The 24,399-nt window shown below is 68.2% G+C and carries 24 protein-coding genes; 12 read left to right on the top strand and 12 right to left on the bottom strand.

Features of this window, described 5'->3' with window-relative positions:
* Positions 1–55 precede the first annotated feature (55 nt).
* From A9976_RS05940 to A9976_RS05925, 4 genes are read right to left on the bottom strand one after another with little or no spacing between them, the layout of a single operon-like run.
* The gene (locus A9976_RS05940) at positions 56–829 is read right to left on the bottom strand and encodes an amino acid ABC transporter ATP-binding protein (RefSeq protein ID WP_183018247.1); all 774 of its coding nucleotides are present in this window, start codon (positions 827–829) and stop codon (positions 56–58) included.
* Positions 826–1,476: an amino acid ABC transporter permease gene (locus tag A9976_RS05935; RefSeq protein ID WP_183018246.1), complete on the bottom strand. Its 651-nt coding sequence runs from the start codon at positions 1,474–1,476 to the stop codon at positions 826–828. The genes A9976_RS05940 and A9976_RS05935 overlap by 4 nt, the downstream gene beginning before the upstream one ends.
* Positions 1,477–1,500: 24 nt before the next feature.
* Entirely contained in the window at positions 1,501–2,358 is an 858-nt protein-coding gene (locus A9976_RS05930; RefSeq protein ID WP_183018245.1) for a transporter substrate-binding domain-containing protein, read from the bottom strand.
* Between the two features lie 15 nt (positions 2,359–2,373).
* Positions 2,374–3,264, bottom strand: coding sequence for an NAD(P)-dependent oxidoreductase (locus tag A9976_RS05925; protein WP_259649121.1), 891 nt, complete (start codon positions 3,262–3,264; stop codon positions 2,374–2,376).
* Between the two features lie 206 nt (positions 3,265–3,470).
* On the opposite strand from A9976_RS05925, the gene A9976_RS05920 reads away from it, so the two are divergent.
* The 7 genes from A9976_RS05920 (at position 3,471) to A9976_RS05895 (ending at position 12,013) form a co-directional block, all read left to right on the top strand.
* Complete coding sequence (locus A9976_RS05920) at positions 3,471–3,770, top strand: CoA transferase (protein ID WP_183018243.1); 300 nt, start codon at positions 3,471–3,473, stop codon at positions 3,768–3,770.
* A gap of 189 nt (positions 3,771–3,959) precedes the next feature.
* Complete coding sequence (locus tag A9976_RS31310) at positions 3,960–4,199, top strand: CoA transferase (protein WP_259649120.1); 240 nt, start codon at positions 3,960–3,962, stop codon at positions 4,197–4,199.
* The gene (locus A9976_RS31305) at positions 4,193–4,501 is read left to right on the top strand and encodes a CoA transferase (protein WP_259649119.1); all 309 of its coding nucleotides are present in this window, start codon (positions 4,193–4,195) and stop codon (positions 4,499–4,501) included. The genes A9976_RS31310 and A9976_RS31305 overlap by 7 nt, the downstream gene beginning before the upstream one ends.
* Before the next feature lie 308 nt (positions 4,502–4,809).
* Positions 4,810–6,174 carry an HD-GYP domain-containing protein gene (locus A9976_RS05910; protein WP_183018241.1) on the top strand — a complete coding sequence of 455 codons (1,365 nt, stop codon included), beginning with the start codon at positions 4,810–4,812 and terminating at the stop codon, positions 6,172–6,174.
* Between the two features lie 90 nt (positions 6,175–6,264).
* Entirely contained in the window at positions 6,265–7,137 is an 873-nt protein-coding gene (gene imuA, locus A9976_RS05905; RefSeq protein ID WP_183018240.1) for a translesion DNA synthesis-associated protein ImuA, read from the top strand.
* 6 nt (positions 7,138–7,143) lie between these two features.
* Positions 7,144–8,634: a DNA polymerase Y family protein gene (locus tag A9976_RS05900; protein WP_183018239.1), complete on the top strand. Its 1,491-nt coding sequence runs from the start codon at positions 7,144–7,146 to the stop codon at positions 8,632–8,634.
* Positions 8,627–12,013, top strand: a complete 3,387-nt coding sequence (locus A9976_RS05895) for an error-prone DNA polymerase (RefSeq protein ID WP_183018238.1) — start codon at positions 8,627–8,629, stop codon at positions 12,011–12,013. The genes A9976_RS05900 and A9976_RS05895 overlap by 8 nt, the downstream gene beginning before the upstream one ends.
* 29 nt (positions 12,014–12,042) lie before the next feature.
* Here the strand turns inward: A9976_RS05895 and tsaA are convergent, their stop codons facing one another.
* The 8 genes from tsaA to A9976_RS05855 form a co-directional block, all read right to left on the bottom strand.
* A complete protein-coding gene (tsaA, locus tag A9976_RS05890) occupies positions 12,043–12,543 on the bottom strand; it encodes a tRNA (N6-threonylcarbamoyladenosine(37)-N6)-methyltransferase TrmO (protein ID WP_183018237.1) in 501 nt (166 codons plus the stop codon).
* Positions 12,540–12,902 carry a winged helix-turn-helix domain-containing protein gene (locus A9976_RS05885; RefSeq protein ID WP_183018236.1) on the bottom strand — a complete coding sequence of 121 codons (363 nt, stop codon included), beginning with the start codon at positions 12,900–12,902 and terminating at the stop codon, positions 12,540–12,542. Before A9976_RS05885 ends, tsaA begins: the two co-directional genes overlap by 4 nt.
* A gap of 363 nt (positions 12,903–13,265) precedes the next feature.
* Entirely contained in the window at positions 13,266–15,542 is a 2,277-nt protein-coding gene (locus A9976_RS05880) for an AsmA family protein (RefSeq protein ID WP_183018235.1), read from the bottom strand.
* Positions 15,543–15,677: 135 nt separating this feature from the next.
* Positions 15,678–17,024 (bottom strand): MFS transporter, encoded by a 1,347-nt coding sequence (locus tag A9976_RS05875; protein ID WP_183018234.1) that lies wholly within the window; start codon positions 17,022–17,024, stop codon positions 15,678–15,680.
* Positions 17,025–17,061: 37 nt separating this feature from the next.
* Positions 17,062–18,387 carry an MFS transporter gene (locus tag A9976_RS05870; RefSeq protein ID WP_183018233.1) on the bottom strand — a complete coding sequence of 442 codons (1,326 nt, stop codon included), beginning with the start codon at positions 18,385–18,387 and terminating at the stop codon, positions 17,062–17,064.
* 121 nt (positions 18,388–18,508) lie between these two features.
* Complete coding sequence (locus A9976_RS05865) at positions 18,509–19,387, bottom strand: SMP-30/gluconolactonase/LRE family protein (RefSeq protein WP_013802021.1); 879 nt, start codon at positions 19,385–19,387, stop codon at positions 18,509–18,511.
* A gap of 46 nt (positions 19,388–19,433) precedes the next feature.
* A complete protein-coding gene (locus A9976_RS05860) occupies positions 19,434–20,366 on the bottom strand; it encodes a 3-keto-5-aminohexanoate cleavage protein (RefSeq protein WP_183018232.1) in 933 nt (310 codons plus the stop codon).
* Between the two features lie 54 nt (positions 20,367–20,420).
* Positions 20,421–21,215, bottom strand: coding sequence for an SDR family oxidoreductase (locus tag A9976_RS05855; protein ID WP_183018231.1), 795 nt, complete (start codon positions 21,213–21,215; stop codon positions 20,421–20,423).
* A gap of 138 nt (positions 21,216–21,353) precedes the next feature.
* Between A9976_RS05855 and A9976_RS05850 the strand changes: the two genes are divergently transcribed.
* The 5 genes from A9976_RS05850 (at position 21,354) to A9976_RS05830 (ending at position 24,398) form a co-directional block, all read left to right on the top strand.
* Positions 21,354–22,109 (top strand): GntR family transcriptional regulator, encoded by a 756-nt coding sequence (locus tag A9976_RS05850; protein WP_183018230.1) that lies wholly within the window; start codon positions 21,354–21,356, stop codon positions 22,107–22,109.
* Positions 22,110–22,173: 64 nt separating this feature from the next.
* A complete protein-coding gene (locus tag A9976_RS05845; protein WP_183018229.1) occupies positions 22,174–22,401 on the top strand; it encodes an AbrB/MazE/SpoVT family DNA-binding domain-containing protein in 228 nt (75 codons plus the stop codon).
* Entirely contained in the window at positions 22,398–22,814 is a 417-nt protein-coding gene (locus tag A9976_RS05840) for a putative toxin-antitoxin system toxin component, PIN family (protein WP_183018228.1), read from the top strand. Before A9976_RS05845 ends, A9976_RS05840 begins: the two co-directional genes overlap by 4 nt.
* 12 nt (positions 22,815–22,826) lie before the next feature.
* Positions 22,827–23,744, top strand: coding sequence for a pseudouridine synthase (locus tag A9976_RS05835; protein WP_183018227.1), 918 nt, complete (start codon positions 22,827–22,829; stop codon positions 23,742–23,744).
* A 105-nt stretch (positions 23,745–23,849) separates the two neighbouring features.
* Positions 23,850–24,398 (top strand): TetR/AcrR family transcriptional regulator, encoded by a 549-nt coding sequence (locus A9976_RS05830; protein WP_183018226.1) that lies wholly within the window; start codon positions 23,850–23,852, stop codon positions 24,396–24,398.
* Position 24,399: the final 1 nt, after the last annotated feature.

Genomic DNA, 24,399 nt, shown 5'->3' with positions numbered 1-24,399 from the left:
TGGTTGACGGGATTTTATTCTGCCGCGCAGCCGGCCATGGCGCGGCGCAGCCTGTTCAGTGGGCTTGTGTCTTGCCGATGAAGGTTCGGATGCGCTCCTCCTGGTGAGGGGAAAAAAAGATGGATGGCTCGGCGTCGAGCCGGATCCGGCCGGTTTCCATGAATACGATACGGCTGCCGACCTGCCTGGCAAAAGCCAGTTCGTGGGTGACGATGAGCTGGGTCATGCCTGCGCAGGCCAACTCCTTGATCACCTCCAGCACCTCGCCCACGAGTTCCGGGTCGAGCGCGGAGGTCGGTTCGTCCAGCAGTAGCAGCGAGGGCTTCATGGCGAGTGCCCGGGCGATCCCGACGCGCTGCTGCTGCCCGCCGGACAACTGCCGGGGCGTCTTGGCCGCATGCTCGGCCAGCTTGACGCGGGTCAGCAACTGCGCGGCTTCCTGGCGGGCCTGCCGCAGCGGCACGCCCAGCACCCGGTGCGGCCCGATGGCCACGTTGTCGATGGCGCTCAGGTGGGGGAACAGGTTGAAGCGCTGGAACACCATGCCCACGGCCCGCCGCTTGATGGCGAGTTCCTTGGCCGAGGCGGGCTGGCATCCCGGATGCTGTTCCGAATGCACCATGTCCGCGCCGTTGACGAAGATCTCCCCGCTGGTCGGATCTTCGATGCGGTTGATGCAGCGAAGAAGGGTGGATTTGCCGGCGCCGCTGGGGCCCACCAGCATGACGGTCTCCCCCGGTTTGACGGTCAGGTTGATGTCCTGGAGTACGCGGGTGGCACCGTAGCTCTTTTCCAGCTTGCGCACCCGGACCAATTCTCTCTCTGTCATGCGAGCTTCCTTTCAACGTAGGTGGAGAGCTGAGCCAGCAGCGAGATGAGCACCAGATAGAAGAGGGCCAGCAGGGCGTATATCTCGAACGGCGTGAACTTTTCCGCGATGACCACCTGTGCCGAGCGCGTCACCTCGAAGATGGATATCACCGACAGCAGCGAGGATGTCTTGACCAGCGTGATCATTTCGTTCGTCAGCCCCGGGAGCACGCGTTTCCAGGACTGGGGCAGCAGGACGTGGAAAAGGGTCTGGTGCCTCCTCATGCCGATGGACTTGGCGGCTTCGCTCTGGCCCTCGTCGATCGACTGTATGCCCGCGCGCATGATTTCGCTGATGTAGCCTCCGGCGTTGAAGGTCAGCGCGACCACACCACCCCAGAAGGGCGTCATTTCGATGCCGATTCCGGGAAGCGCGAAGTACACCAGGAAGATTTGCACCAGCACCGGCGTGCCGCGCACGAAATACACATAGGCGGTCACCGGCCATGCAAGCCATCTGCTTCCCGATACGCTGAGCAGGCCACAGGCGATGCCCAGCACGGTGCCCGCAATCAGCGCGAGCACGGAGATCTCCAGCGTCACCACGATGCCGCGCAGGAGATAGGGCAGGGCGTAGAGGATGACGGATGTATCAAAGTCGGTCATAGGGGACCTCTGCAACTGTTGCGGTCACGGCAACTGGGCCGGAATGGCATCCGGCACCTGCTGTGCGGCCCCGAACCATTTGATTTGCAACTGCAGCAGCTGTCCGCTGCGCTTGAGGGCCGTGATCTGCTCGTCGATGGCTTTGAGCAATCTGTCATCTCCCTTGCGGAGCGCCATGCCCAGATAGGACTCGATGTCCTGGATTCCATCGATGATCTTGTAGCGGCCCGGCCGCTCCGCGATGACCGACTGGAAGACCGGGAGCGCGCCAGACACGGCGTCGATCCGGCCAAGACCCAGTTCCAGGTAAGTCTCGGCGAAGCCGTCATAGAGCTTGAACGCCGAGTAGCCGGGCTTGCCCGAGTCTTTCAGCCGGGCCTCGAATTGCCGTGCGACCCGGTCGCCCACGCTGCCGAGCTGCGTGGCGACCACCTTGCCTGACAGGTCCTCTGCCCGGTTGATCTTTCCGTCGTTCATGCGTGCCAGAAAGACCACCGATCCGAGGGCGACAGGCTGTGAGAAATTGACCTTCTTGAGCCGGTCTCCGGTGATGGTCATGCCGGAGAGGATGACGTCGAACTTCTTCTCCAGCAGGGCCGGCACAATGCCTGCCCAGGCAGCGTCCACGGTGCGCAGTTTCACTCCGAGGCCCTTGGCGATGAGCTGGGCCATATCCACATCGAAACCGACGGCCTGCCCATCCCTGAAGAATTCAAAGGGCTTGTAGGCGATTTCCATTCCCACGATGAGTTCGCCGCGTTTCTGGATGTCGTCCAGCGTATCGGACATGGCCGCCCGGGAATGGAAAAGGCCCAGAGCCGCGAGGACAAGCGTGCACAAGAGAGTTTTCATTGGAATGCCCTGAAGATGGTTGAGGTCCATGGAGCAGAGGGGGGCTCATTGGCCCGGGTTCGGGCCAAGCGCGTGGGTGTTGTGGCTTTCCGTGACCAGGACGATGGCCGAGATATCGTCCTGCGCATGGCCCGTGGAGGCCAGTTCAGCGAAGTGGCTGCGTGCCAGGTCCGCCACGGGAAGCTGCAGGCCCAGGCCGGCAATCAGGCTGGCGGCATGGTTGAGATCCTTGAGGAAGGTCCGCACATGCCCTCCAGGCACGAAATTCCTCTCGGCCATGCGTTTGCCGTGTATCTGGAGCACCTTGCTGTCGGCGAAGCCCCCGGAAAGCGCTTCGCACACGCGGGCCGGCTCCAGCCCCAGCTGCCGGGCCAGCACCATGATTTCCGAAATGGCGGCGATGGTGGTGGAGGTGATGGTCTGGTTCAGCAGCTTGGTCGTCTGCCCAGCGCCCAGCGGGCCGACATGCGTGAGCCTGCCCATGCACTGCAGCGCGGGCCGCGCAATGGCGAGTGCCGCCTCCCCGCCGCCCGCCATGATGGCCATGGTGCCGGCCTGCGCGCCATCAGGTCCGCCGGAGATCGGTGCATCGATGTAGGCGATGCCCAGGCGCTCCAGCTGGCGGCCAATGTCCACGGCCTGCTCTGGTGCGATGGAGCTCATGTCCACCATGACCTGCCCAGGATGCATCTGGCTGGCCAGGCCCTGGGCGAACAGGACCTCATGGATTGCAGCGCCGTTCTCGATGATGGCGATCACGATCTGCGCGCCTGCCGCCACGGCACCCGGATAGAGCACCACTTCGGCCCCGTGCTCTCTCAGTGCTTCGGCTTTTGCTGCCGTGCGGTTCCACACGCGCACGCTGTGGCCTGCGTCGATCAGCCGCCTGATCATGGGTGCCCCCATAAGACCCGCGCCAATGAATCCAATTTCCATCACATTCCTCCACTAGGGTTGGACAGTTATGTGCATGTCATGAATTGTCATGACAGGTATATATAATAGGCAGAATGAATTGAAACAGGTTTCACGATTGATCGGTAGTTACCCGGTCTATTTGGAAACAGATCTTCCTGCAGGTCGCCATGCTGGATTTCCGTTCTTCCCAAGCGCCTCGGGCGCATGCCTGCCAAGGCGGGCCCATGGCCGGACTGCGCGTCATCGATTTCACCCGAGTGCTCTCGGGCCCTTTCTCAACCGCCTTGCTTGCCGATCTGGGCGCCGAGGTCATCAAGGTGGAGTCCCCGCAGGGAGATGACTACCGCCATGTTGGCCCCTTCATCGAAGGCTCCAGCGTCCTGTTCGCGTTCGCGAACCGGGGCAAGAAAAGTGTGCTCCTGGATCTCAAGGAACCCGCCGGACTCGCCACCGCTCTGCGGCTGGCCGACGGAGCCGATATCGTGGTCGAGAATTTCCGGCCGGGCCCGGCCCGGCGTGGCTGAGCGGCTGGGCATAGGCCACCAGGTGCTGCGCGGGCGCAACGAACGGCTTGTCTATGCCAGTATTTCCGGCTTCGGGCAGGACGGCCCCCGCGCGCAGCGCCCAGCCTACGATCTGGTCGTGCAGGCCCACGGACCTGATGTCGATCAATGGTGCAGCTGACGGGCCTCCCATGATCGTTGGCGAGGCCTTTGGCGATCTGGTGGCAGGCCTTCTATGCATCCTGGGCAATCCTGGCTGCGGTGGTTCAGCGCGGCGCCAGCGGCAAGAGCTGCCATATCGATGTTGCGATGTTCGACACCTTGCTGTCCATGATGCCCACGGCAACCGCCAGCTACCTGGCGAGTGGACTGCCGCCAGCCCGTGTCGGCAATCGCCATCCGTTGTCAGCACCATTCGGTGCCTTGCAGCAGGCGACGACAGCGTGGTGATCGCCGTGCTCGGCAACCGGCAGTTCGAAGCGTTTGCGGACGTGATACAGCGGCCCGACCTGCTGCACGACGGGCGCTTCGCCAGCGATGAGGGCCATTGTCCGCATGAAGCGGATCTGCGTGTCGCCATCGAGGGCTGGAGCCGGCAGCGCAGCGTGGCCCACGTCGTCGAGGAACCGGGTGCAGCAGGTATCGCCTGCGCCGCGATTGGAGCCATGGCGTGGCCTGCAGGCAGAAGCCCAGGCATGCGCAGTCTGCTTGGCTACCTGGGACAAGGCAGGAGGCATGGCCGCCTTCCATGAAAAGCGCACTGGCATCTTCGAGTCGAGAGAGGCGAGCTCTCGCGTGACATTGTTGGCTCCGGGCGCCTGCCCGTGAGCGGCGCGGTGGGACTGTATGCGGCATGCCGCTGCCGGGGCGATAATTGCGGGTTGTTCCGCAATGATGCATGGGCCGGCCACGGTCCCGCGTCACGCGCCGGGCGGCGCGCCGACGGCAGGCGGTGGGAAGGCAGGGGCCGCAGTTCGCTGCGGCGGGTTGGCGCTGCCGCCCGTCGGGCCGCCCTGGCTTTGCCGTCCGGAGTTCATGAATACAGTCAACGGGAGTCTCTATGACGGATGTCGCGGCCGTGCGCAATCCACAGACAGCGCAGGGATGGAAGGACGAGGGCGTGCATTTCCTGCGCGCCGTCACCGACATGGCCGAGCATTGCAACGTGGTCACCGGCGAGCCCATCTTCAACGACAAGGGCGTCAAGCTCGTGGACAAGGGTGCGCGCATCGACGGCAACATGTACGAGCGCCTGGTCAAGCACAAGCTGCGCGACCCCATCGACAAGCACCTGGGCGTGGACAACCGCGTGGACGTGCTGGCCATCGAGGCCCAGTCCATGGTGCAGTGCGAGACCGTGGACCTGATGCGCCGCCTGGTGCAGTCGCTGGGCGGTACGGACCGGCTGCTGGCACCGCTGCGCCTGATGGTGCTGCCGCCGCAGATCGCCTTCAAGCTCACGGTCATGCGCGAGCAGCGGCCCGAGCTGTTCGCCCACAGCCTGCAGATGATGCTGGTGGCCGTCTACCTGGCGCTGCAAAGCGAATGGAGCGAGCGTGAATGCGGCCCCCTGGCCACGGCGGCCCTGCTGCACGACGTGGGCATGCTCTACATGGACCCGGCCTGGACCGACCCCAACTACCGGCTCACGGGCGCCGAGCGCAAGCACCTGGTGGCGCACTCGGTCACGGGCATGCTCATCATGCGGGGCGCGGGCGCGTATTCGCAGGACGTGGAAATGGCCGTGCTCGAGCACCACGAGCGCATGGACGGCACGGGCTATCCGCGTGGCGTGCATGGCGAAGCCATCTCCAAGATGGGCCGTATCCTGTTGCTGGCCGAGGTGGTCTCGGCCTTCTTCGACAAATTCCAGGACCTGCCCGGCCAGCGCCTGTCGCTGATGCTGCGCATGAACCACCGCCGCTATCCGGCCGATCTGGTCGGCATCCTGCTGCCGCTGCTCTACGACGAGATCTCGCCGGGCACGCCGCTGCCGCCGCTGCAGGCCGAGGTCACGCACAGCGTGGCAGCGCTGTCGGCCGCCTTCCAGATGTGGGACACGTTCAGCCAGGCCTTCCCCGAGCGCTGGCAGGCCATGCCCGACCACCAGGCGGCCGTCTACGTCGACTCCAGCATCAGCGGCCTGCAAAAGCAGCTGGCCGAGGCAGGGCTGCATCCCAACCAGCAAACCGACCTGCTGGCCTACCTCAAGGACGATGTGCAGGGCATGAGCGAGCTGGCCCTGCTCAGCCGCGAGGCCCTGTGGCAACTGCAGGCCATCGTCAACGCCTGCCTGCGCCGCTGGCCCGCCATCAATGCCCGCACCCACGCGGTGGACACGGCGGTCGCGCAATGGTGCGAAGCCTGCATGCAGATCGATGCCACCCCCCCGCCGGGCGGCGCAGCGAGAGCGCCAGCGCATTGAGACAGCCGGGCTTGCCCGGCTTTTTTACATCCATGGATCTCTGGGGAAATCAAGAGTGCTGTATATTCATACAGTATTTAAGGTTTCCCCATGTCCATCCACCACGCCCCTCAGCCAACGCAGCCCGCCCCCATGGCGGGCGCGGCGCGTGCGCTGCCCCAGTTGCAGGGCGTGTGGCGTGGCGATGGCTGGCAGCAGGCGCTGCAGCAGCGGGTCCAGCCTTCGGGCCATGCGCTGCTGGATGCGCAATTGCCGGGCGGGGGCTGGCCGCTGGGCGCCATGGTCGAGCTGCTGCAACCCGCCCATGGCCATGCCGAATGGCCGCTGCTGCTGCCGGGCCTGGCGGCCCTGATGCAGCGCAGTGCGGGCCAGGTGGTGCTGGTGGCGCCGCCTTGCAGGCCTTTTGCACCGGGACTGGAAGCGGCGGGCGTGGCGGCGCACCGGCTGTGCTGCGTGGAGGCCGACACCCACCCCGGCGCCCACCCGGCAGGCGATGGGGCAGGGCTGGCCTGGGTCTGTGAGCAGGCACTGCGCTGCCGCGACGTGCTGGCCGTGCTGGCCTGGCTGCCAGCCGGTCTGCCCATGGCCACGCTGCGCCGGCTGCAATGGGCGGCCGCTGCGCAGGGGCGCATTCTGTGGCTGTGGCGCGAGGCCTCGGCCGGCTTGCAGACGGTAGCCTCGCCCGCGCCGCTGCGGCTGCGCGTGGAGACAGAGTTGGGGGAGCCGGGCGAAGGTGGCACGCCAGCCTGCCTGCGCGTGCAGTTGCTCAAGCGCCGAGGGCCTGCGCTGGAGCATCCCTTGAGGCTGCCGCTGCACCACTGGGCCTGGCAGGACGTGCTGCAGGCCCAGGCCCAGCGGCGCACCCGGCAGGCGGACGAGGCGCAGCGCTGGCTTCATGGACACGGGCAACTGCTGCCCGCCGAGACGCCCGCCCTGCAGGCGGCAGCGCACACCCTGGGGTGAGATGCCATGGCACAGCCGAATCAAGCACTGCACTGGATTGCCTGGCCGCTGCATGTCGCGCAGGGCGATGGCCAGGGCAACGGCGACAGTGATGGCGAAGGCAGTGCCTGCGCGCAGCAGGCCTGGTGGGCCCTGCGCTGGACGCCGCGCGTGGCCCTCTGGTGCGGGGCAGGGCAGGCCGTGGCGTTGATGGAGGTGGGCAGCGTGGAGCGCCTGTGGGGCGGTCGCCAGGCCATGCTGCTGGGCCTGCTGCGCGAACAGCAGCCCGAGGGCGGCCAGGCGGGCGGCCCCCGGATGCCGTCCTGGGCCCGGGGCGCCACGGCGTGGCAGGCGCTGGCACGTCTGCGCTGGCGCATGCAGGGCGCGGATTCGCGCCAGCCCTGGCCGTCTGCCGACGCACTGCCCATCTGGACGCTGCCCGCACTGGAGCCGCATGCGCCGGCCCTGGAGCGCATGGGCTGCCGCCGCTGGGGCGAGCTGCGCGCCCTGCCGCGCGCGGGCCTGGCGCGGCGCATCGGGCTGCCGGCCCTGCTGGCGCTGGACCAGGCCTATGGCAGCAGCCCCCATGCGCTGGACTGGCTGGAGCTGCCCGAGCACTTTGCATTGCGCGCCGACCTGGGCTATCCGGCCAGCAACGCCCAGGCCCTGCTGCATGCCGCCCGGCCCCTGCTGCGTGCGCTGCAGGCCTGGCTGCAGGCCCGCCACCAGGGCGTGCTGGGCCTGCAACTGCGCTGGCACCACGATCTGCGGCGCGTGGACGGCACGGAGCTGCCGGCCTGGGAAGCGCTGGACATCCGCACGGCCCGGCCCGCCCAGGCGCTGGAGCACATGGAGCGCCTGCTGCGCGAACGCCTGGCCCGCACGCCCTGGCGCGCGCCTGCGGACATGCTGGAGCTGGTGGCGCTGGACACCGCGCCTTTCGCGGCCGATGCCGGCAGTTGCCTGCCACCGGCCGCGCCCGGCCCGGCGCCGCTGGGCGAGGCGGCAGGCGCGACAGACGCGGCCAGCGGCATGGCCTGGCATGAATGGGTGGAGCGCGTCTCGGCCCGCCGTGGTGCGCAGGGCGTGCGGGTGGCGCAGCTGCAATCGGACCACCGGCCCGAGGCCATGCAGCGCTGGACCCCGGCCTGCGAGGCCTTGCAGACCCCGCAGGCACCGCGGCGGCCCGCGCACGCGCGCAAGGCTGCCAATCCCTGGCAGGACCTGCTTCCGCCCTGGCTGCTCGATCCGCCCCAGCCGCTGCTCCTGCAGGGCAGCCGCCCCTGCTGGCAGGGGCCGCTGCAATTGCTGGCCGGCCCCTATCGGCTGGAGGCCGGCTGGTGGGGAGAGCCGCAGGCCGATGCGGCGCTGGCCGTGCGCGACTATTTCGTGGCGAGCAACGCGGCTGTCGGCCATGTCTGGATCTACCGCGAGCGTGCGCCTGCATCGGAGCGGCTGCCAGGCATGCCGGCCCTGCTGTCGCCCGCCGCCTGGTTTGCGCAAGGCATCTATGGCTGAGCAGGACATCCTGCTGGAGCCGCCGCCTCCGCAGCTGCAGCGGCTGCAGCCCCCACCCCAGGCCACCGGGCCGGTGTCCGGCATGGCATCGGGCCCGGGCCTGCCCGGCTATGCGGAGCTGCACTGCCTGTCGAACTTCAGCTTTCTGCGCGGCGCCTCTTCGCCCGCCCAACTGGTGCAGCGCGCCAAGGCCCTGGGCTACCAGGCGCTGGCCCTGACCGACGAATGCTCGGTGGCCGGCGCCGTGCGGGCCTTCGAGGCCGCGCGCGACTGCGAGATGGCCCTGATCCATGGCAGCGAATTCGCCTGGGGCCCGCTGCGCGTGGTGGCGCTGGCGCGCGATCTGAACGGCTGGGGCAACCTCTGCGAATTCATCAGCGCAGCGCGCGCCCGTGCCGAAAAGGGCCGGTACCTGGTCGATGCGAACAGCCCCTGGCATCTGCTGCGTGAAGGCTGCGAATGCATCGTTGTGCCGCAGCGTGCGCAGCTGTTGCCCGGCGATGTGCCCGCCATGGCCGAGGCCGTGCAGGCCGCCGTGGCGCAGCTGGGGCCGGGCTGCTGGCTGGGCGTGGAGCTGCTGCTGGCGCCCGACGACAGCCTGTGGCTGCAAAGCCTGCAGGACGTGGCAGGGTTGCTGGGCCTGTCCTGCGTGGCCTGCGGCGACGTGCACATGCATGCGCGCTCGCGCAAGCCGTTGCAGGACCTGGTGACGGCGCTGCGCCTGGGCTGCACGGTGGCCGAGTGCGGCTTCGAGCTGCACCCCAATGCCGAGCGGCATCTGCGCTCGCGCTTGCGGCTGGGCGGCATCTATCCGCGCGCCATGCTGGATGCCACCGTGCAGATTGCCGCGCGCTGCGATTTCAAGCTCGATGAGATCCGCTACCACTATCCGCAGGAAACCGTGCTGCCCGGCATGGACGCGCGCCAGACCCTGGCCTGGCATACCTGGCAGGGGGCGGCGGGGCGCTATCCGCAAGGCATTCCCGACGCGGTGAGCGACAAGCTCAAAGAGGAACTGGCGCTGATCGCCGACTGCGGCTACGAGATGTACTTTCTCACCGTGCACGACATCGTGCGCTTTGCGCGCAGCGAAGGAATCCTGTGCCAGGGGCGCGGTTCGGCCGCGAACTCGGTGGTCTGCTTCTGCCTGGGCATCACGGCCGTCGATCCCACCTTGCAGACGCTGTTGATCGCGCGCTTCATCAGCCGCGAGCGCAGCGAGCCACCCGATATCGATGTGGACTTCGAGCACGCGCGGCGCGAGACCGTCATCCAGTACATCTACGAAAAATACGGCCGCGACCGTGCGGCGCTGACGGCCGTGGTCAGCTGCTGGCGCACGCGCGGCGCGCTGCGCGATGCGGGCAAGGCCCTGGGCGTGGATGCGGTGCTGATCGACGCCATGGCCCGGCAGCACCACTGGTTCAGCGATGCCGAGGACCAGGCGGCCGAGCCGGAGCCCGAACCCGATGACCCGGCCCTGGGCTGGGTGCGCTCCAAGCTGCTGCGCCTGGCCCGGTTGCGCGAGCGGCTGGGCGACGACTGCCCGCAACTGTCGCCCCAGCGTGCGCGGCTGTGGCTGGAGCTGGCCCTGCAACTGCGCGACAGCCCGCGCCACCTGAGCCAGCACGTGGGCGGCTTTGTGCTGACCGACGGGCCGCTGACGCGGCTGGTGCCCGTGGAGCCGGCCGCCATGCAGGGCCGCTCGGTCATCCAGTGGGACAAGGACGATCTGGACACCATGAATCTGCTCAAGGTCGATGTGCTGGCCCTGGGCATGCTCACCGTGCTGCGCGGCAGCCTGAAGGCACGCGCTGCGCTGCGCGGGCCGCGCTGGGAGCTGGCCGACATTCCCAAGGAGGACGCCGCCACCTACGACATGATCTGCCGCGCCGACACCGTGGGCACCTTCCAGATCGAAAGCCGGGCGCAGATGAGCATGCTGCCCCGGCTGCGGCCGCGCGTGTTCTACGACCTGGTGGTCGAGGTCGCCATCGTGAGGCCCGGCCCCATACAGGGCGGCATGGTGCATCCCTATCTGCAGGCGCGCGAGCGTCGGCGGCAGGGTGATGCGCTGGTCCTGGAAAAGCCTGCGCTCGAGGATGCGCTGAAACGCACGCTGGGCGTGCCCATCTTCCAGGAGCAGGTCATGCAGATCGCCATGATCGCGGCGGGCTTCTCGGCGGGCGAGGCTGACGAACTGCGTCGCTCCATGGCGGCCTGGCGGCGCAAGGGCGGCGTGCACCGCTTCGAGCGCCAGTTGATCGACGGCATGCTGGCCAACGGCTACAGCGCCGAATTTGCCCAGGCCATCTTCCGCCAGATGCTGGGCTTCGGCGAATACGGCTTTCCCGAAAGCCATGCCTACAGCTTTGCCATGCTGGCCTATGCCAGCGCCTGGCTCAAGCGCCATGAGCCGGCCTGTTTCCTGATGGCCTTGCTCAATGCCCAGCCCATGGGCTTCTACACCCCCTCGCAGCTGATCCAGGACGCGCGCCGCCATGGCGTGCGCGTGCTGCCCGTCGATGTGCGCCACAGCGACTGGGACTGCACGCTGGAGGCGCCGCACGAGCGCATTGCCGGCGTCGAGCTGCCGCAGCCGGCCGTGCGCCTGGGTCTGTGCATGGTGGCGCAGTTGCCAAAGACTTCGGGCGAGCGCGTGGCGCAGGTCCGCGCGCAGGCGCCGTTCAGGAGCACCGAGGACCTGGCCCTGCGCGCCCGGCTGCAGCGCGCCGAGCTGCAGGCCCTGGCCGCGGCCGATGCGCTGCAGGGCCTGTCCGGCCACCGCCGCCAGCAGATGTGGGATGCGGCGGCCCTGCAGGTGCAGCCGCCGCTGTTCGCGGGCGTGCCTGTGCATGAGGCGCCCGTGCAGCTGGCTGCCGCGCCCGAGGGCGAGGAAATCCTGTTCGACTACGCGGCCACGGGCCTGAGCCTGCGCCGCCACCCGCTGGCCCTGCTGCGTGACCGCCTGCGCCGCCACGGGCTGCGCACGGCGCTGGAGCTGCGCGACACGCTGCCGGGCATGCGCGTGCGGGCCTGCGGCATCGTCACCGTGCGCCAGCGCCCGCCCACGGCCAAGGGCACCCTCTTCATCACGCTGGAGGACGAGACGGGCACGGTCAACCTGGTGGTCTGGCCCGATACCGTCACGCGCTGGGGCGAGCCCTTGCTGGGCGCGCGGCTGCTGGCGGTGGAGGGCATCTGGCAAAGCAGCTCGGATTGGGGCGGCGGCAAGGACTGCGGCGAGCCAGCGCCTGCAGAGCAGGCCGGCCAGGAGGTGCCCGCCGTGCGCCATCTCATCGTGCACCGCGCCCGCGACATGAGCCGCTGGCTGGGCCGCCTGGGCGGCACCGGCGTGGCGAGCCGCAATTTCCACTGAGGGCTGTTGCCGTTGCTGCCGCTGCAGGCTCAGGCCATGCGGTCGTCCGCGCGGATGTCGGGCATCTGGTCGATACGTTTGCCGAACCAGCCGATGCGCTCGGTCTGGCGCACATCCAGCCTGGGCACGTAGGGCTTGATGTCGAGCACGGGCGTGCCGTCCAGCATGTCGTTGCCCAGGAAATGCAGCACCCGCCCTTCGCGCCGCACCAGGCGCACGATGGACAGGCCCAGCCGGTTGGGCCGCGCCGGGGCTCGCGTGGCGAACACGCCGTGGCTGCTGTCGTCCATGAAGGGCACGACTTCCAGCTTTTCCACGGCCTGGTGCAGGTGGGTGATGAGGATCAGGTAGTCAAAGCCTTCGATGTCGCGCAGCCCGGCCTCGAATTCGGGATGCAGTTCCACGCTGCCGGCCTCGTCGGCCGCACCTGCCGTCTGTATGGGCATGCCCACCGGGTCGGTGAAGCGGCTGCGCACATGGCCGATGGAGCGGCAGGCGATGGCCTGCGCCGTGGAGCCGGCCGCGCTCATGCGCTCGTTCCCTGGGGGTTGAGCAGGCGTGTCAGCGCGGCGATATCGGCCGCCGCCGCCATGCGCGCCGTGGTCTCTATGGAGCGGTAGTGCCTGACGATGGCTTCGCCGGTAGCCGTGAGCGAGGCGCCGCCGCCGTGGGCCCCGCCAGCGCTGGTGTTGACGGCCGGTGTCTGCAGCGCGCGGTTCATCTCGTCGACCAGCACCCAGGCGCGCCGGTAGGACATGCCCAGCGATCGCGCTGCAGCCGAGATGGAGCCCGCCTCGGCAATGGCTTCGAGCAACTGCACCTTGCCGGGGCCGATGGCAATGGTGCTTTCGTTGTATACGCGCAGGCGGAACTGGACTTTGGAGGACATGGGGAAAGGACTTGGCACAGGAGAAAAGCGAACGTCAAGGTTAAGCGAAATCAACGGCTTGCGCCGTCGCAGGGGCTAAGGGGAAATACGCAATGCATGGATCGCTACAGCGAATGGTGCTCTGGCAGGGCGTTCCTGCACACGGGCTGTCGGGACCTGAGCGCTGCCGCTGCCGCTGCTGCTGCCACGGCGCCTGCTGCCTGCGCATCGTCTGCGAGGGCATCGACGAGGCCCTTGACCTGCCGGCGCCGCGCCTCGATGCCTGTGTGCCGCGGCGCTATTTCGTCACATTGCCACCGGGTTTGCTAGCCTTTTTGCGCCAATGCAGCGCGGCGCGTGCCGCATCAGGGCCCCGCGTCTACTCTACTTCTTGCTGCTTTCCGCCAGCAGGCGCTGGCATTGCGCATCTTCCTCGGCGGCCGGCACCGTGAGCGGTACCAGCGCCAGGGCCGCCGGCGCCACCACGGCGGCGGCCACGGCCGCGCCCGCGCGCAGCAGCAGCGGGCCGGGCTCCACGCCCACCTTGGGCTGGGCGAAACTGCCGCGCACGTACAGCGGCGTGCGCAGCGAGAAGAACTTCCACTTCAGCGACTCGGGGACGATGCGCAGGTCCATGGTCTCCTGCGCCAGGCTGATCTGTCCCGTGGCCTCGATGATGGCCTCGGGCGTGGCCAGCTTGACGTTGCGGGTGCGCGCAATGCCCTGCTTCACGGTCAGGTCGGCAACGGCGCAGTTGAGCTGCACTTCCTTGTCGGCGCCGAACAGCTTGGTGACGATGACGCTGCCCAGGTTCAGCGCGGCCAGGTCCAGCAACTGCTTGCTGAAGCGGCCATCGCGCACATACAGGCGGATGTCGCCCGAACTGGTGCCCAGCCACTCGGCGATGGACTGGCCCCGGCCTTCCAGCCCCAGGGCGCCGTCCATGCTGCCCAGGCTTTTCTTCATGAGTTCGATCTCCGGGAACAGGGCCGACAGCTGCAGCCCCTCGACCTTGCCCTTGAGGCTGGCCTTGTTCGGCTTGGCGCCGCTGTCCACCACCGCCTCCAGGTCCAGCTTGCCCTTGGCCATGCCAAAGCGCAGCGGCGACAGGCGCAGCACGCCGTTGTCCATGAGTGCATGGACACTGAAGTCCTCGATGGGCAGGGCCTGGGGCCGTTCTATGCGATCGCTCTTGAAGCGCACGTCCATGTCCATGGCTTTCCACTTGCTGGTGTCAAACCGCTGGGTGGGCAGGGCCTTGCCGCTGGCGACCTGCTTGCTTTTTTGGCCCTGCTTGGTGGAAGGTGCTCCCACCACCGGTCCCAGATCGGCCAGGCGCAGCTTGCGCGAGGCCAGGTCGCCGCTGAGCTTGGGCCGCGGCTTGCCCGATGCGTAGTGCAGCGTGCCGCGCAGATCGCTCTGGCCGACGCGGCCTTCGAAGTTTTCGTAGTCCCACTCGGCGCGGCCGGGCTGCAGGCTGCCGACCAGATGGCCCCTGGTATCGAAGGGTGGGGTGCGCGGCAGCAGCAGGCCGGTGAGCGGAAACAGGTCCGCCATGCTGGTGCCGCGCAGGCGCACCTGCAGGTCCATGCCCTTGAGGGCGCGGGGATTGTCGAGAATGCCCTCGGCCCGGGCGCGCAGGCTGCCCGCGTGGGCCCACAGTTTCACGGGAAAGCGTGCCTGCTCGCTTTGCAGGTCCAGCACGGGTCCTATGAGACCCTGGGCCTCGACCGTGGCCTTGGCGATGCGGCCGGTCAGGCCGACGCGCATGCCATAGGGAAAGTCTGGGCTGAGCGGCTGAACAAGGCTGTCCAGGCGTGCGCGCACCGCCATCTGGCGCAGGCCATCGCTCCAGCCCACCAGGCCGCCGCGCAGGCTCAATTGCGCCACCTGGAAGCGCCAGCGAGGACCCGTGGACTCGGGGCGCTTGAAGGTCCAGTTGTTGCTGCCGTCCTTGCGCCGTGCGAAGACCAGGTCAGGCCCTTCGAGCTGCAGATGGTCCAGCAGCACGTGCCGGCCCAGCAGTGGCCATAGCCGCAGGCTGGCCGTGGCGCGCGCGGCCGTGGCCATGGTGGCGGCGTCGCGCGGAGGTGGGGCCATTTTCTCGTCGGCAAGGACGATGCTGTCGCTGTCGATCCTGGGCGCGGAAGGGCTGGCCTGCGAGTCCTTGTCCCTTTCCTTGCCTTCGTCCTTGTCCTTCGCCTTCCCCTTGGGCTGTTCCTTGGCTTTCTCCTCGGGCAGGCGGCCCTTGTTCAACTGGTCGGGCGGCGCAGGCAGGGCGGGCAACTCGGCACTGCCCTTGGCCGGCTCCTGCTCCACCTGCCAGCCTTCGGGCTGGCCCAGGGTCAGCTGCTCGGCTTGGACGGTGACGCCAGGAATCCAGTGACGCCAGCCCTGGTCCAGCGGCTGGGGCCAGTTCCATTGAAGCCGCAGGTCGCCTTCAATCGCGAAATGCCGGCCGGTGCTTTCACTGACCCGCTGGTTGACCCAGGGCTTGGCGCGGTTCCAGTCGTAGGTGGCAATCAGGACCACGACCAGCGCCAGCAGCAGCACCAGGGCCGAGGCCATCCACACGAGGATGCGCAGCCAGCGGCGGCGCGGCGGGTGCGATGGTGGCCTGGATGCTGGCGTTTGGGGGCTGTCGGTCGCTGTGTCGGTCATGGCGCAGGGGGCCGCGAAATGGAGTTCGGTCCATCCTAGCGCCGCAAAACCGCTTGCCAAGGTCCGGGACGCGCTGGCGGGCAGCCGGCAGGCCCGCATACAGGAGATTGGCCTACAGCGCGGGAAGGGCCGTCATCACGGCGTCTCCTGGCCCTGTCGCAGGCGGGTGGATGACAGCGCTGCCACCACCAGCAGGCCCGCCATGATGAACAGGCCGTTGCGCGTGCTGCCCGTGGCCTGTTCGATCATCCCCATCACCGTGGGACCTATGAAGCCGCCCACCAGGCCGCAGGTATTGACCAGGGCTATGCCGCCCGCCAGCCCCGCGCCCGCCAGCCGCGAGGCGGGAAACAGGAAGACCACGGACTGCACCACGAAGAACATCAGCGCCGTCAGGCTGAAACCCAGCAGCCCCAGCGCTGGCGAGGCCTTGCCCGCCAGCGCCGCCAGCAGCAGGCCGGCGGCCATGGTGGCCAGGCCCGCCAGCAGCATGCGCCGGCAGCGCTGCGGGTGGGTGGCAAAGCGAGGAAGCCAGGCCGCGCCGATGGCCGCTGCAATCCAGGGCACGGAATTGAGCATGCCGATCTGCAGCGGCGAGAGCTGTCCGTAGGTGCCGATGATGCCGGGCAGGAAGAAGATCACCGTGTAGATGCTGATCTGGTGGCAGAAGTAGACGAGGATGGCCAGCCAGATCTGCCCGTCGCGCAGGCAGTCCCTGAGCGAATGGCCCACCTGGCCGGTGCCGGCCTGCTGGTCCTGCTCGGCCTGCAGGCGTTGCAGTACCTCGCGCGATTCGGCGGCCGTCAGCCAGGGCGCGCTGGCCGGGCCGTCGGGCAGCTTCTTCCAGACCACCCAGGCCAGGGCCACGGCGGGCAGGCCCTCGATCACGAACATCCACTGCCAGCCGTGCCAGCCCAGCATGCCGTCCATCTGCAGCAGCGCGCCGCCCACGGGGCCGCTGAGGATGTTGGCAATGCACACGCCCAGCAGGAAGTAGCCGATGGCGCGGGCCCGTTCCTCGCGGCCGAACCAATAGGTCAGGTAGAGCATCACGCCGGGGAACAGGCCCGCCTCGGCCGCGCCCAGCAGCACGCGCATCACGTAGAACGAGGTCTCTCCGGTGATGAAGGCCATGCCGGCCGACAGCAGGCCCCAGGTCACCATGATCCGCGTGATCCAGAACCGCGCCCCCACCCTGTGCATGACCAGATTGCTGGGCACTTCCAGCAGCGCATAGCTCAGGAAGAACAGTCCGGCGCCCAGGCCGTAGGCGGCCGCCGAGATGCCCAGGTCCACCTCGATGTGCGACTTGGCCAGCGCGATGTTGGTGCGGTCTATGAAGCTGATCACATAGGACAGCACCAGCAGCGGCATCAGCCTGCGGAAGATGCGGGCGTTGAGCAGCGCCTGCCTGTCGCCGGTGGCAGGCTGCAGCCGTGCGGGCGGCGCGTGAACAGGGGAGGGCGATGGGTGATGGACCATGGCAAATCCTTGGCAAGATGGATGGAGGAAAGCGGAGTCAGGCGGTGGCGGTGGCGGTGGAGGCACCATTGCCGCGCGTGCCCAGCTGCAGGGCCACGCCGCCCAGCGCGCAGCCGGCCATGACCAGGAAGCACAGGGCATAGCCGCCGGGGCTGGTCCAGCCGCCGCCCAGGGCGATCAGGCTGCCCATCAGCACGGGCGCGATGCCGCCGCCCACGAACATGGCGGTGGTGATGATTCCGTTGGCCGTGGAGGTGGCCGAGGGCTGGGCGCAGTCCGAGGCCACCGCGTAGTAGATGGGCCAGACCGCATTGGCGACCAGGCCGAACAGCAGCTGCATCACCACGACCAGGGCCATGGTGTCGGCGAAGTAGAAGGCGCCCACGCTGGCGGCCATCCACAGGCCGCAGATCACCAGGGTGACGCGGCGCCCGATCACGTCCGACAGAGCCGGCCAGACCAGCTGCCCCAGGATGCCGGTGAGCGTGAACACCACGCTCATGCCTGCCGATTCGGCCAGCGACAGGCCCATGATGTTGTAGAGATAGGCGGGCAACACCACGTTGATGCCCATGTAGACCACCTGCGTGAGCAGGGTGTTGCCAGCCGTCAGGGCGATGCTGCGATCGGCCAGCGTGTTGCGCAGGGTGCGCCAGGCCTGGCCTTTTTCCACCTGCGCCGCCACGCTGGCCTGCGGCGGGGTCATGCCCCGGGCGGCGATGTCGGCATACAGCAGTTCCATCTTCTGCGGCGTGGAACAGCGCGCCCAGAACCACATCAGCGGGATGGCGACGACCAGCGCGACGAAGAACACATAGCGCCAGTTCTCCTCGCCGAAGGCGTACAGCACAAAGCCGGCAACCAGGCCGCTGAGCATGGCGCCCACCGGATAGCCCGTGTGGTGGGCGCCCAGCGCGAAGCCGCGCCGCTCCACCGGCCACCACTCGGCGGTGTTGCTCACGCCCACGGGCTCGCCCCAGCCGGCGCCCAGGTTGACGCCGACGCGCAGCGCCACGAAGCCCGCCAGGCTGCCGCTCAGCGCCTTGAAGCCCGAGGCGAACGACAGCGCCGTGTAGCCCAGCACCAGCGGCACCTGAAAGCGTGCGCGCTTCCAGCCCGCGCCATAGCGGTCGCTCCAGATCGCCCCGGGGATGTCCAGCACGGCCAGGGCCAGCATCACGATGGTGGCCACCGTGCCCCATTCGTCGGCCGACAGGCCGAAGTGCCGGGAGATGGTCGGCCCCAGCCGCAGCACGATCTCGCGGTCGTAGGCATTCAGTACCCAGATCAGCCAGCAGACCAGCAGGGATACCCATGAATAGCGGTGGATCTGGCGCAGCGAAGCGCGCGGGGCCTGGGCCATGACAGTCTCCCGGGCACCAGCGGTGGGTGCCGTTTCATTGTTGTGTGGATGAAGGTGCCGCTTCGCGGGGCGGGCGGCGTTGCGGTGCGAAGGCTCCGGGCCTGCGTGCCCGGTTGCGGGTTCAGGCGCCGAAGCGCTGCTCGGGCAGGCCACGCACGCCCAGCCCCTTGACGGAGAACAGCGCGCCACGGGACTGGCCGTCGCCCGGGAAGCGCGGCAACGGCGGCTTGCCCATGGAGGTGACGTACAGCGTGTCGAGCCCGGGTCCGCCGAACATCACGCTTGTCACCTTGCGCACCGGCATCTCTATCACCCGGTCCACTCGGCCGTCCGGCGTGTAGCGCACCAGCTGGCCCGCGTACACCAGGGCCTGCCACAGGCAGCCTTCGGCATCGACCGTGGCCCCGTCGGCCGCGCCGCCACCGCTGGTGTCGACCGGGGCAAAGGTCCGGCGGCCGCTGGCATGGCCCGTGGCCGTGTCGTAGTCGTAGGCCCGGATCTCGCCGCTCCACGTGTCCGAGAAATAGAGCGTCGTGCCATCCGGGCTCCAGCACGGGCCGTTCGAGCAGATGATGCCCTCGTCCAGCACATGCAGGCTCAGGTCCGTGTCCAGCCGGTACAGCCGCGCCGAAGGCTGCTCCTCCAGGGTGTCCATGGAGCCGAAGACGAAGCGGCCCTGCCGGTCCACCTTGCCGTCGTTGAGCCGGTTGCCGGGAAGGTGGGACTCGGGGGCGACGACCAGCTCCAGCTCGCCGCTTTCCAGGTCCAGCGTGTGCACGCCGCCGTGCAGCGCCACCAGGGCCGAGCGGCCATCGCGGCGCAGTGCCATGGAGCCAATCTTCTGGCCGACTTCCCAGGCGCGCAGTTCGCGCCCGTCGGCCGTGCAGCGGAAGATGCGGCCGTCGAAGCTGTCTATCCAGTACAGGCGCTGCTGCCCGACGTCCCACAGCGGGCCTTCGCCCAGCGTGGTCTTGAGGTCGGCGACGATATCGATCTGCATGGGGGTCTCCTGTTCGGTGGCATGGGGGCTGGCCCGGGAAGGCGATTCAGAAGGCGACGTTGGCCGCACCCTTGAGGCCCAGCATGCTGCGCGCCTCGGCAGGCGTGGCGACGTCTACATTCAGGGCCTCGAGCACGGTGCGGATGCGGCGCACCTGCTCGGCGCTGGAGGTGGCCAGCTGCCCCGGGCCTATCCACAGCGAATCTTCCAGCCCCACGCGCACATGCGAGCCCATGGCCGCGCCCATGGTGGCCAGCGGCAGCTGGTTGCGCCCGGCGCCCAGGATGGACCACTGGTAGTTGCTGCCCAGCAGGCGGTCGGCCGTGCGCCGCATGTGCATCAGGTCCTCGGGGTGGCCGCCGATGCCGCCCAGGATGCCGAACACCGACTGCACGAACACGGGCCCCTGCACCAGACCCCGGTCCACGAAATGCGCCAGGTTGTGCAGGTGGCTGATGTCGTAGCACTCGAACTCGAAGCGCGTGCCCTGGGCCTGGCCCAGTCGCAATATCCCTTCGATATCGGCAAAGGTGTTCTTGAAGACCAGGTTGCGGCTGTTTTCCAGGTGCTCGCGTTCCCAGGCGTGTTCCAGGTCCTTGAAACGCTCCAGCATGGGGAACAGGCCGAAGTTCATCGAGCCCATGTTCAGCGAGGCCAGCTCGGGCTGGAACTCGGTCACGGGCCGCATGCGCTCTGGCACCGTCATGTGCGGGCTGCCGCCCGTGGTGATGTTGACGATGGCATCGCACTCGGCACGGATCGCCTTGAGAAAGGGGCGGAACAACTCAGGGTCCTGCGAAGGGCGCCCGTCGCGCGGATCGCGGGCATGCAGGTGCACGATGGCGGCGCCGGCCTCGGCGGCATCGATGGCGGCGCGCGCAATCTGCTCGGCCGTCACCGGCAGGTGGGGCGACATGCTGGGCGTGTGGATGGCGCCCGTGGGCGCGCAGGTGATGATGGCTTTGGTGCGGGTGGCCATGGAAGGTCCTTGCAAACGGTGAAAAGGCGAGAGGAGGGGAGGACGAGAGGGCGCTCAGCTCAGCGCCTGGGTCAGGCCATCGACGGCCAGCTCCTGGCCCGTGACGTGGCCGGCCAGCGGGCTGGCGGCAAACACGGCCATGTTGGCAATGTCGCGCGCCGTGGCCATGCGGCCCAGCGCGGCCTGGTGCGTGTAGCTGCGCATGACGTCCTCCAGCGGCAGGCCGCGCGCCTGCGCCTTGGCGGCAATCACATCGCGGATGCGCGGGCCGTCCACGGCGCCCGGCAGGATGGCGTTCACGCGGATGCCGTCGGCGCCAAGCTCCAGCGCCAGCGACTTGGTCAGGCCGATCACGGCCCACTTGGACGCCGAATAGGCCGAGCGGCCCGGCATGCCCAGGTGGCCTGCCGCCGAAGACAGGTTGACGATGGCTGCCTGCCGGCCCTCGCGTGCCGATTGCCGAAGCCGGGGCACGGCCAGCCGTGTGCACAGGAAGGCGCCGGTGATGTTCACATCCAGCGTGCGTTGCCAGTCGGCCAGCTCCAGCGTCTCCACCGCGCCCGTGGGGCCGGCCACCCCGGCGTTGTTGACGAGGATGTCCAGGCCGCCCAACTCGTTGTCCACGGCCTTGAACAGGGCCTGCACCTGCAAGGCATCCGACACATCGGCAAGACGGCCGCTGGCGCCGGGCAGGGCGGCAGCCAGCGCATCCAGGCTGGCCTGGGCCACGTCACAGACCATGACGCGCGCGCCGGCCTGGGCAAAGGCGCGGCTGATTTCCAGACCGATTCCGGCGGCGCCCGCCGTCACCAGGACGCGCTGGCCGGCCAGAAGATCGTTTTTCCACATGCGGGGACTCCTTGGGAACTCAAACAAAGGTGAAAGGGATTCGGGTTGGCTTTGGATTTTGTATCTGTGATCACAGATCAAATATGGTGAATACCCTATGTGACATGACAGCGGTGTCGCCGCGCTACCATCGCCGCCATGGCCATCAAAGAACTAGTCACCCCACTCAAACGCCAGACCCTCAGCAGCGATGTCTATGCACAGCTCAGGGAACTGCTGATCACCGGCCAGATGATTCCGGGCGAGCAGATCTCGCTGCGCACCACGGCCAGCGCGCTGGGCGTCAGCGTCATGCCCGTGCGCGAAGCCGTGCACCGGCTGGTGGCCGAGCAGGCGCTGGAACTCACGCCCAACCGCGCGTTGCGCGTGCCCTTGATGACGGAAAGCGCCTTCCGCGAAATCACCCGCATCCGCGTCAACCTCGAAGGCCTGGCCACCGAGCAGGCCGCGCTGCAGCTGCCGGCCGAAGGGCTGCAGCGCATTGCCGTCCTGCAGGACCGCTTTGCGGCCGAGATGGCCGGTGCCTCGCCCGATGGCGCACGGCTCATCGCCTTCAACAAGGATTTCCACTTCGCCGTCTACGGCGCGGCCGGCATGCCCATGCTGCTGCAGATGATCGAGGCGCTATGGCTGCGCATAGGCCCCATCCTCAACCACGACATGCGCTCGGGCTCGCGCCGCGTGAGCGAGCAGGTGGCGGTCGGCCACCACGCGCGCCTGGTCGAGGCCCTGCGCCGGCGCGACGCGCCTGCCGCGAAGGAGGCGCTGCGCGGCGACATCGAAAGCGCGGCCGACTACATCGTTTCGGCGGGCGTGCTGGTGACGGCGGACAGCGGGTTGAACGGCGTGAGTGGACTGGGAGGGCCAGCCTCGCCAGGTGAAGAAGCCCGGTGAGACGCAGAGGAATGAGGTAAGGAAGTAAGATTTCCGTGTTTTCTCTCATTTGCAGGAGCCGGCCATGCTTGCCAAATTGACGTCGAAGAACCAGATCACCCTGCCCAAGGCCGTGGTGTCCGAGGTGGAGGCCACAGAGTATTTCGAGGTGGCCGTGGAAAACGGCCGCATCGTGCTCACGCCCGTGCACGTGCAGCGTGTCCAGCGCGCACAGGCCGTCCGCGACAAGCTGCAGCAGATGGGCATCACCGACGAGGATGTGCAGGAGGCGACCTCCTGGGCGCGCAAATGATGCGTGTCGTCCTGGACACCAACGTCGTGCTCTCGGCATTGCTGTTCACGTCCGGCCGTCTTGCGTGGATACGCCGGGCCTGGCAGCACCAGCAGTTGCAGCCCCTGGTCTGTAGGGAAACGGCCAGCGAATTGCTGCGTGTGCTCGCCTATCCGAAGTTCAAGCTGTCAACGGCCGAGCAACAGGCCTTGCTGGAGGATTTCCTGCCCTGGGCCGATGTCGTCACGCTGCCGCAGCCCTGGCCTGCATTGCCGCTGTGCCGGGACGACAAGGACCAGGTGTTCCTGGTGCTGGCGCATGTGGGCCGGGCCCAGGCGCTCATCACCTGCGACGGCGACCTTCTTGCGCTGCGTGACAGCTTTCCCGGCCTGATCGTGACGCCCGATGAGTGGGCAGCGCTGCACAAGCGCTGAGGGCGGGAATCCATGCACAACGCCCACGACCCCAAGGTTCTTCCCATACGCGACGGCGTCAGCCCCAGCTGCGTGGTGCTGCCCAGCCAGGGCGGCGGGTTGCTGATCGATTTTCTGGCCGAGCGCCTGCCGGCCGTGGCGCGCGAAGACTGGCTGCGGCGCCTGGCGCTGCGCGAGGTGGTGGACGAGCATGGCCGCGCCGCCGATGCAGGCACGGCCTTTGCGCCGGGCCTGCGTTACTACTACTACCGCGAACTGCAGGCCGAGCCGCCCATTCCCTTCGAGGCCGAGGTCATCCACCGCGACGCGCATCTGCTGGTGGCCGACAAGCCGCATTTCCTGCCCGTGGTGCCGGCCGGCAGGTACCTGCAGCAGACGCTGCTGGTGCGGCTCAAGCGCGAGTTCGACCTGCCCGAGCTGTCGCCCATCCACCGCATCGACCGCGACACGGCGGGTCTGGTGGTGTTTTCGGTGCAGCGCGCCACGCGCGGCATCTACCAGGCGCTGTTCCGCGACCGCGCCATCCACAAGACCTACGAGGCCGTGGCGCCCTGGCGCGAGGACGTGGCTTTTCCGCGCACGCATGAAAGCCGCATGGAGGAAAGCGGGCACTTCTTTCGCATGCACGAGGTGGACGGCACGCCCAACACCCGCACCCACATGCAGGTGCTGGAGCAGCACGGCCGCTGGGCGCGCTACCGGCTGGAGCCCGAAAGCGGCAAGCGCCACCAACTGCGCGTGCACATGGCCGCCCTGGGCCTGCCGCTGTGGGGCGACGGCTTCTATCCCGAAGTGCATGACATGCCCGAGGGCGACTACTCGCGCCCGCTGCAGCTGCTGGCGCGCAGCCTGGCCTTCACCGATCCTCTGGACGGCCAGTCGCGGCGCTTTGACAGCCGCCGCCAGCTGCTGCCGCTGGCCGACCTGTAGAGGCTTTTCCACTGCCGGAAACCGTTGGTTTTTTGCCCATGGCCTTGCCATGGGATAGGCCTGTTGTGGACATCTAACGGACAACTTTGTCCGATAATTGCCCGCATGACTTCCAAAAGACCCAGTGCCGATATCCGCCGCGCCCAGTTGCTGGACGCGGCCGATGCCGTGTTTTCCGAGCACGGCGTGACCGCGCCGCTGGACCTGGTGGTCGAGCGCGCCGAAGTCGGCCGCGCCACGCTGTACCGGCAGTTTCCTGACCGGCGCGCGCTGATGCTGGCGCTGCTGGAGCGTTCGCTGGACAACATGCGCCTCGCGGCCGAGGCCATGGCCGAGGATGACGATGCCTTCTACAAGCTGCTGTCGCGCCTGGCCGAGCGCATCGCGGTCTCCGCTCCCATCACCGACTACTGGCGCACCGTGGAGCGCGGCGACGAGGTCATCGCCCAGGCGCGCGTTGCCATGTGGCAGATCTTTCGGCCGGCCATGGACCGGGCCGTGGCCTGCGGCCATTGCCGCCAGCCGCTGACGCAGTCCGAGCTGTCCCTGGTGTTCGGCATGCTGGGCGCCTCGCTGCGCGGCGAGACGCCGCAGCAGCGGCGCACCCTGGCGCGCAAGGCGCTGCAGATCGTCTGGCAAGGCCTGAAGGCCTGAC

Origin of the sequence: Delftia sp. UME58 (assembly GCF_014170385.1) — a bacterium.
GTDB classification, from domain to species: Bacteria; Pseudomonadota; Gammaproteobacteria; order Burkholderiales; family Burkholderiaceae_C; genus Comamonas; species Comamonas acidovorans.
This window is presented reverse-complemented; position numbering and strand designations above follow the sequence as displayed.

Bases quoted from the DNA above. Each gene is read 5' to 3' on its own strand.
- A9976_RS05940 (WP_183018247.1), bottom strand. From the start codon at position 829: ATGACAGAGAGAGAATTGGTCCGGGTGCGCAAGCTGGAAAAGAGCTAC.
- A9976_RS05935 (WP_183018246.1), bottom strand. From the start codon at position 1,476: ATGACCGACTTTGATACATCCGTCATCCTCTACGCCCTGCCCTATCTC.
- A9976_RS05930 (WP_183018245.1), bottom strand. From the start codon at position 2,358: ATGGACCTCAACCATCTTCAGGGCATTCCAATGAAAACTCTCTTGTGC.
- A9976_RS05925 (WP_259649121.1), bottom strand. From the start codon at position 3,264: ATGGAAATTGGATTCATTGGCGCGGGTCTTATGGGGGCACCCATGATC.
- A9976_RS05920 (WP_183018243.1), top strand. From the start codon at position 3,471: ATGGCCGGACTGCGCGTCATCGATTTCACCCGAGTGCTCTCGGGCCCT.
- A9976_RS05910 (WP_183018241.1), top strand. From the start codon at position 4,810: ATGACGGATGTCGCGGCCGTGCGCAATCCACAGACAGCGCAGGGATGG.
- imuA (WP_183018240.1), top strand. From the start codon at position 6,265: ATGTCCATCCACCACGCCCCTCAGCCAACGCAGCCCGCCCCCATGGCG.
- A9976_RS05900 (WP_183018239.1), top strand. From the start codon at position 7,144: ATGGCACAGCCGAATCAAGCACTGCACTGGATTGCCTGGCCGCTGCAT.
- A9976_RS05895 (WP_183018238.1), top strand. From the start codon at position 8,627: ATGGCTGAGCAGGACATCCTGCTGGAGCCGCCGCCTCCGCAGCTGCAG.
- tsaA (WP_183018237.1), bottom strand. From the start codon at position 12,543: ATGAGCGCGGCCGGCTCCACGGCGCAGGCCATCGCCTGCCGCTCCATC.
- A9976_RS05885 (WP_183018236.1), bottom strand. From the start codon at position 12,902: ATGTCCTCCAAAGTCCAGTTCCGCCTGCGCGTATACAACGAAAGCACC.
- A9976_RS05880 (WP_183018235.1), bottom strand. From the start codon at position 15,542: ATGACCGACACAGCGACCGACAGCCCCCAAACGCCAGCATCCAGGCCA.
- A9976_RS05875 (WP_183018234.1), bottom strand. From the start codon at position 17,024: ATGGTCCATCACCCATCGCCCTCCCCTGTTCACGCGCCGCCCGCACGG.
- A9976_RS05870 (WP_183018233.1), bottom strand. From the start codon at position 18,387: ATGGCCCAGGCCCCGCGCGCTTCGCTGCGCCAGATCCACCGCTATTCA.
- A9976_RS05865 (WP_013802021.1), bottom strand. From the start codon at position 19,387: ATGCAGATCGATATCGTCGCCGACCTCAAGACCACGCTGGGCGAAGGC.
- A9976_RS05860 (WP_183018232.1), bottom strand. From the start codon at position 20,366: ATGGCCACCCGCACCAAAGCCATCATCACCTGCGCGCCCACGGGCGCC.
- A9976_RS05855 (WP_183018231.1), bottom strand. From the start codon at position 21,215: ATGTGGAAAAACGATCTTCTGGCCGGCCAGCGCGTCCTGGTGACGGCG.
- A9976_RS05850 (WP_183018230.1), top strand. From the start codon at position 21,354: ATGGCCATCAAAGAACTAGTCACCCCACTCAAACGCCAGACCCTCAGC.
- A9976_RS05845 (WP_183018229.1), top strand. From the start codon at position 22,174: ATGCTTGCCAAATTGACGTCGAAGAACCAGATCACCCTGCCCAAGGCC.
- A9976_RS05840 (WP_183018228.1), top strand. From the start codon at position 22,398: ATGATGCGTGTCGTCCTGGACACCAACGTCGTGCTCTCGGCATTGCTG.
- A9976_RS05835 (WP_183018227.1), top strand. From the start codon at position 22,827: ATGCACAACGCCCACGACCCCAAGGTTCTTCCCATACGCGACGGCGTC.
- A9976_RS05830 (WP_183018226.1), top strand. From the start codon at position 23,850: ATGACTTCCAAAAGACCCAGTGCCGATATCCGCCGCGCCCAGTTGCTG.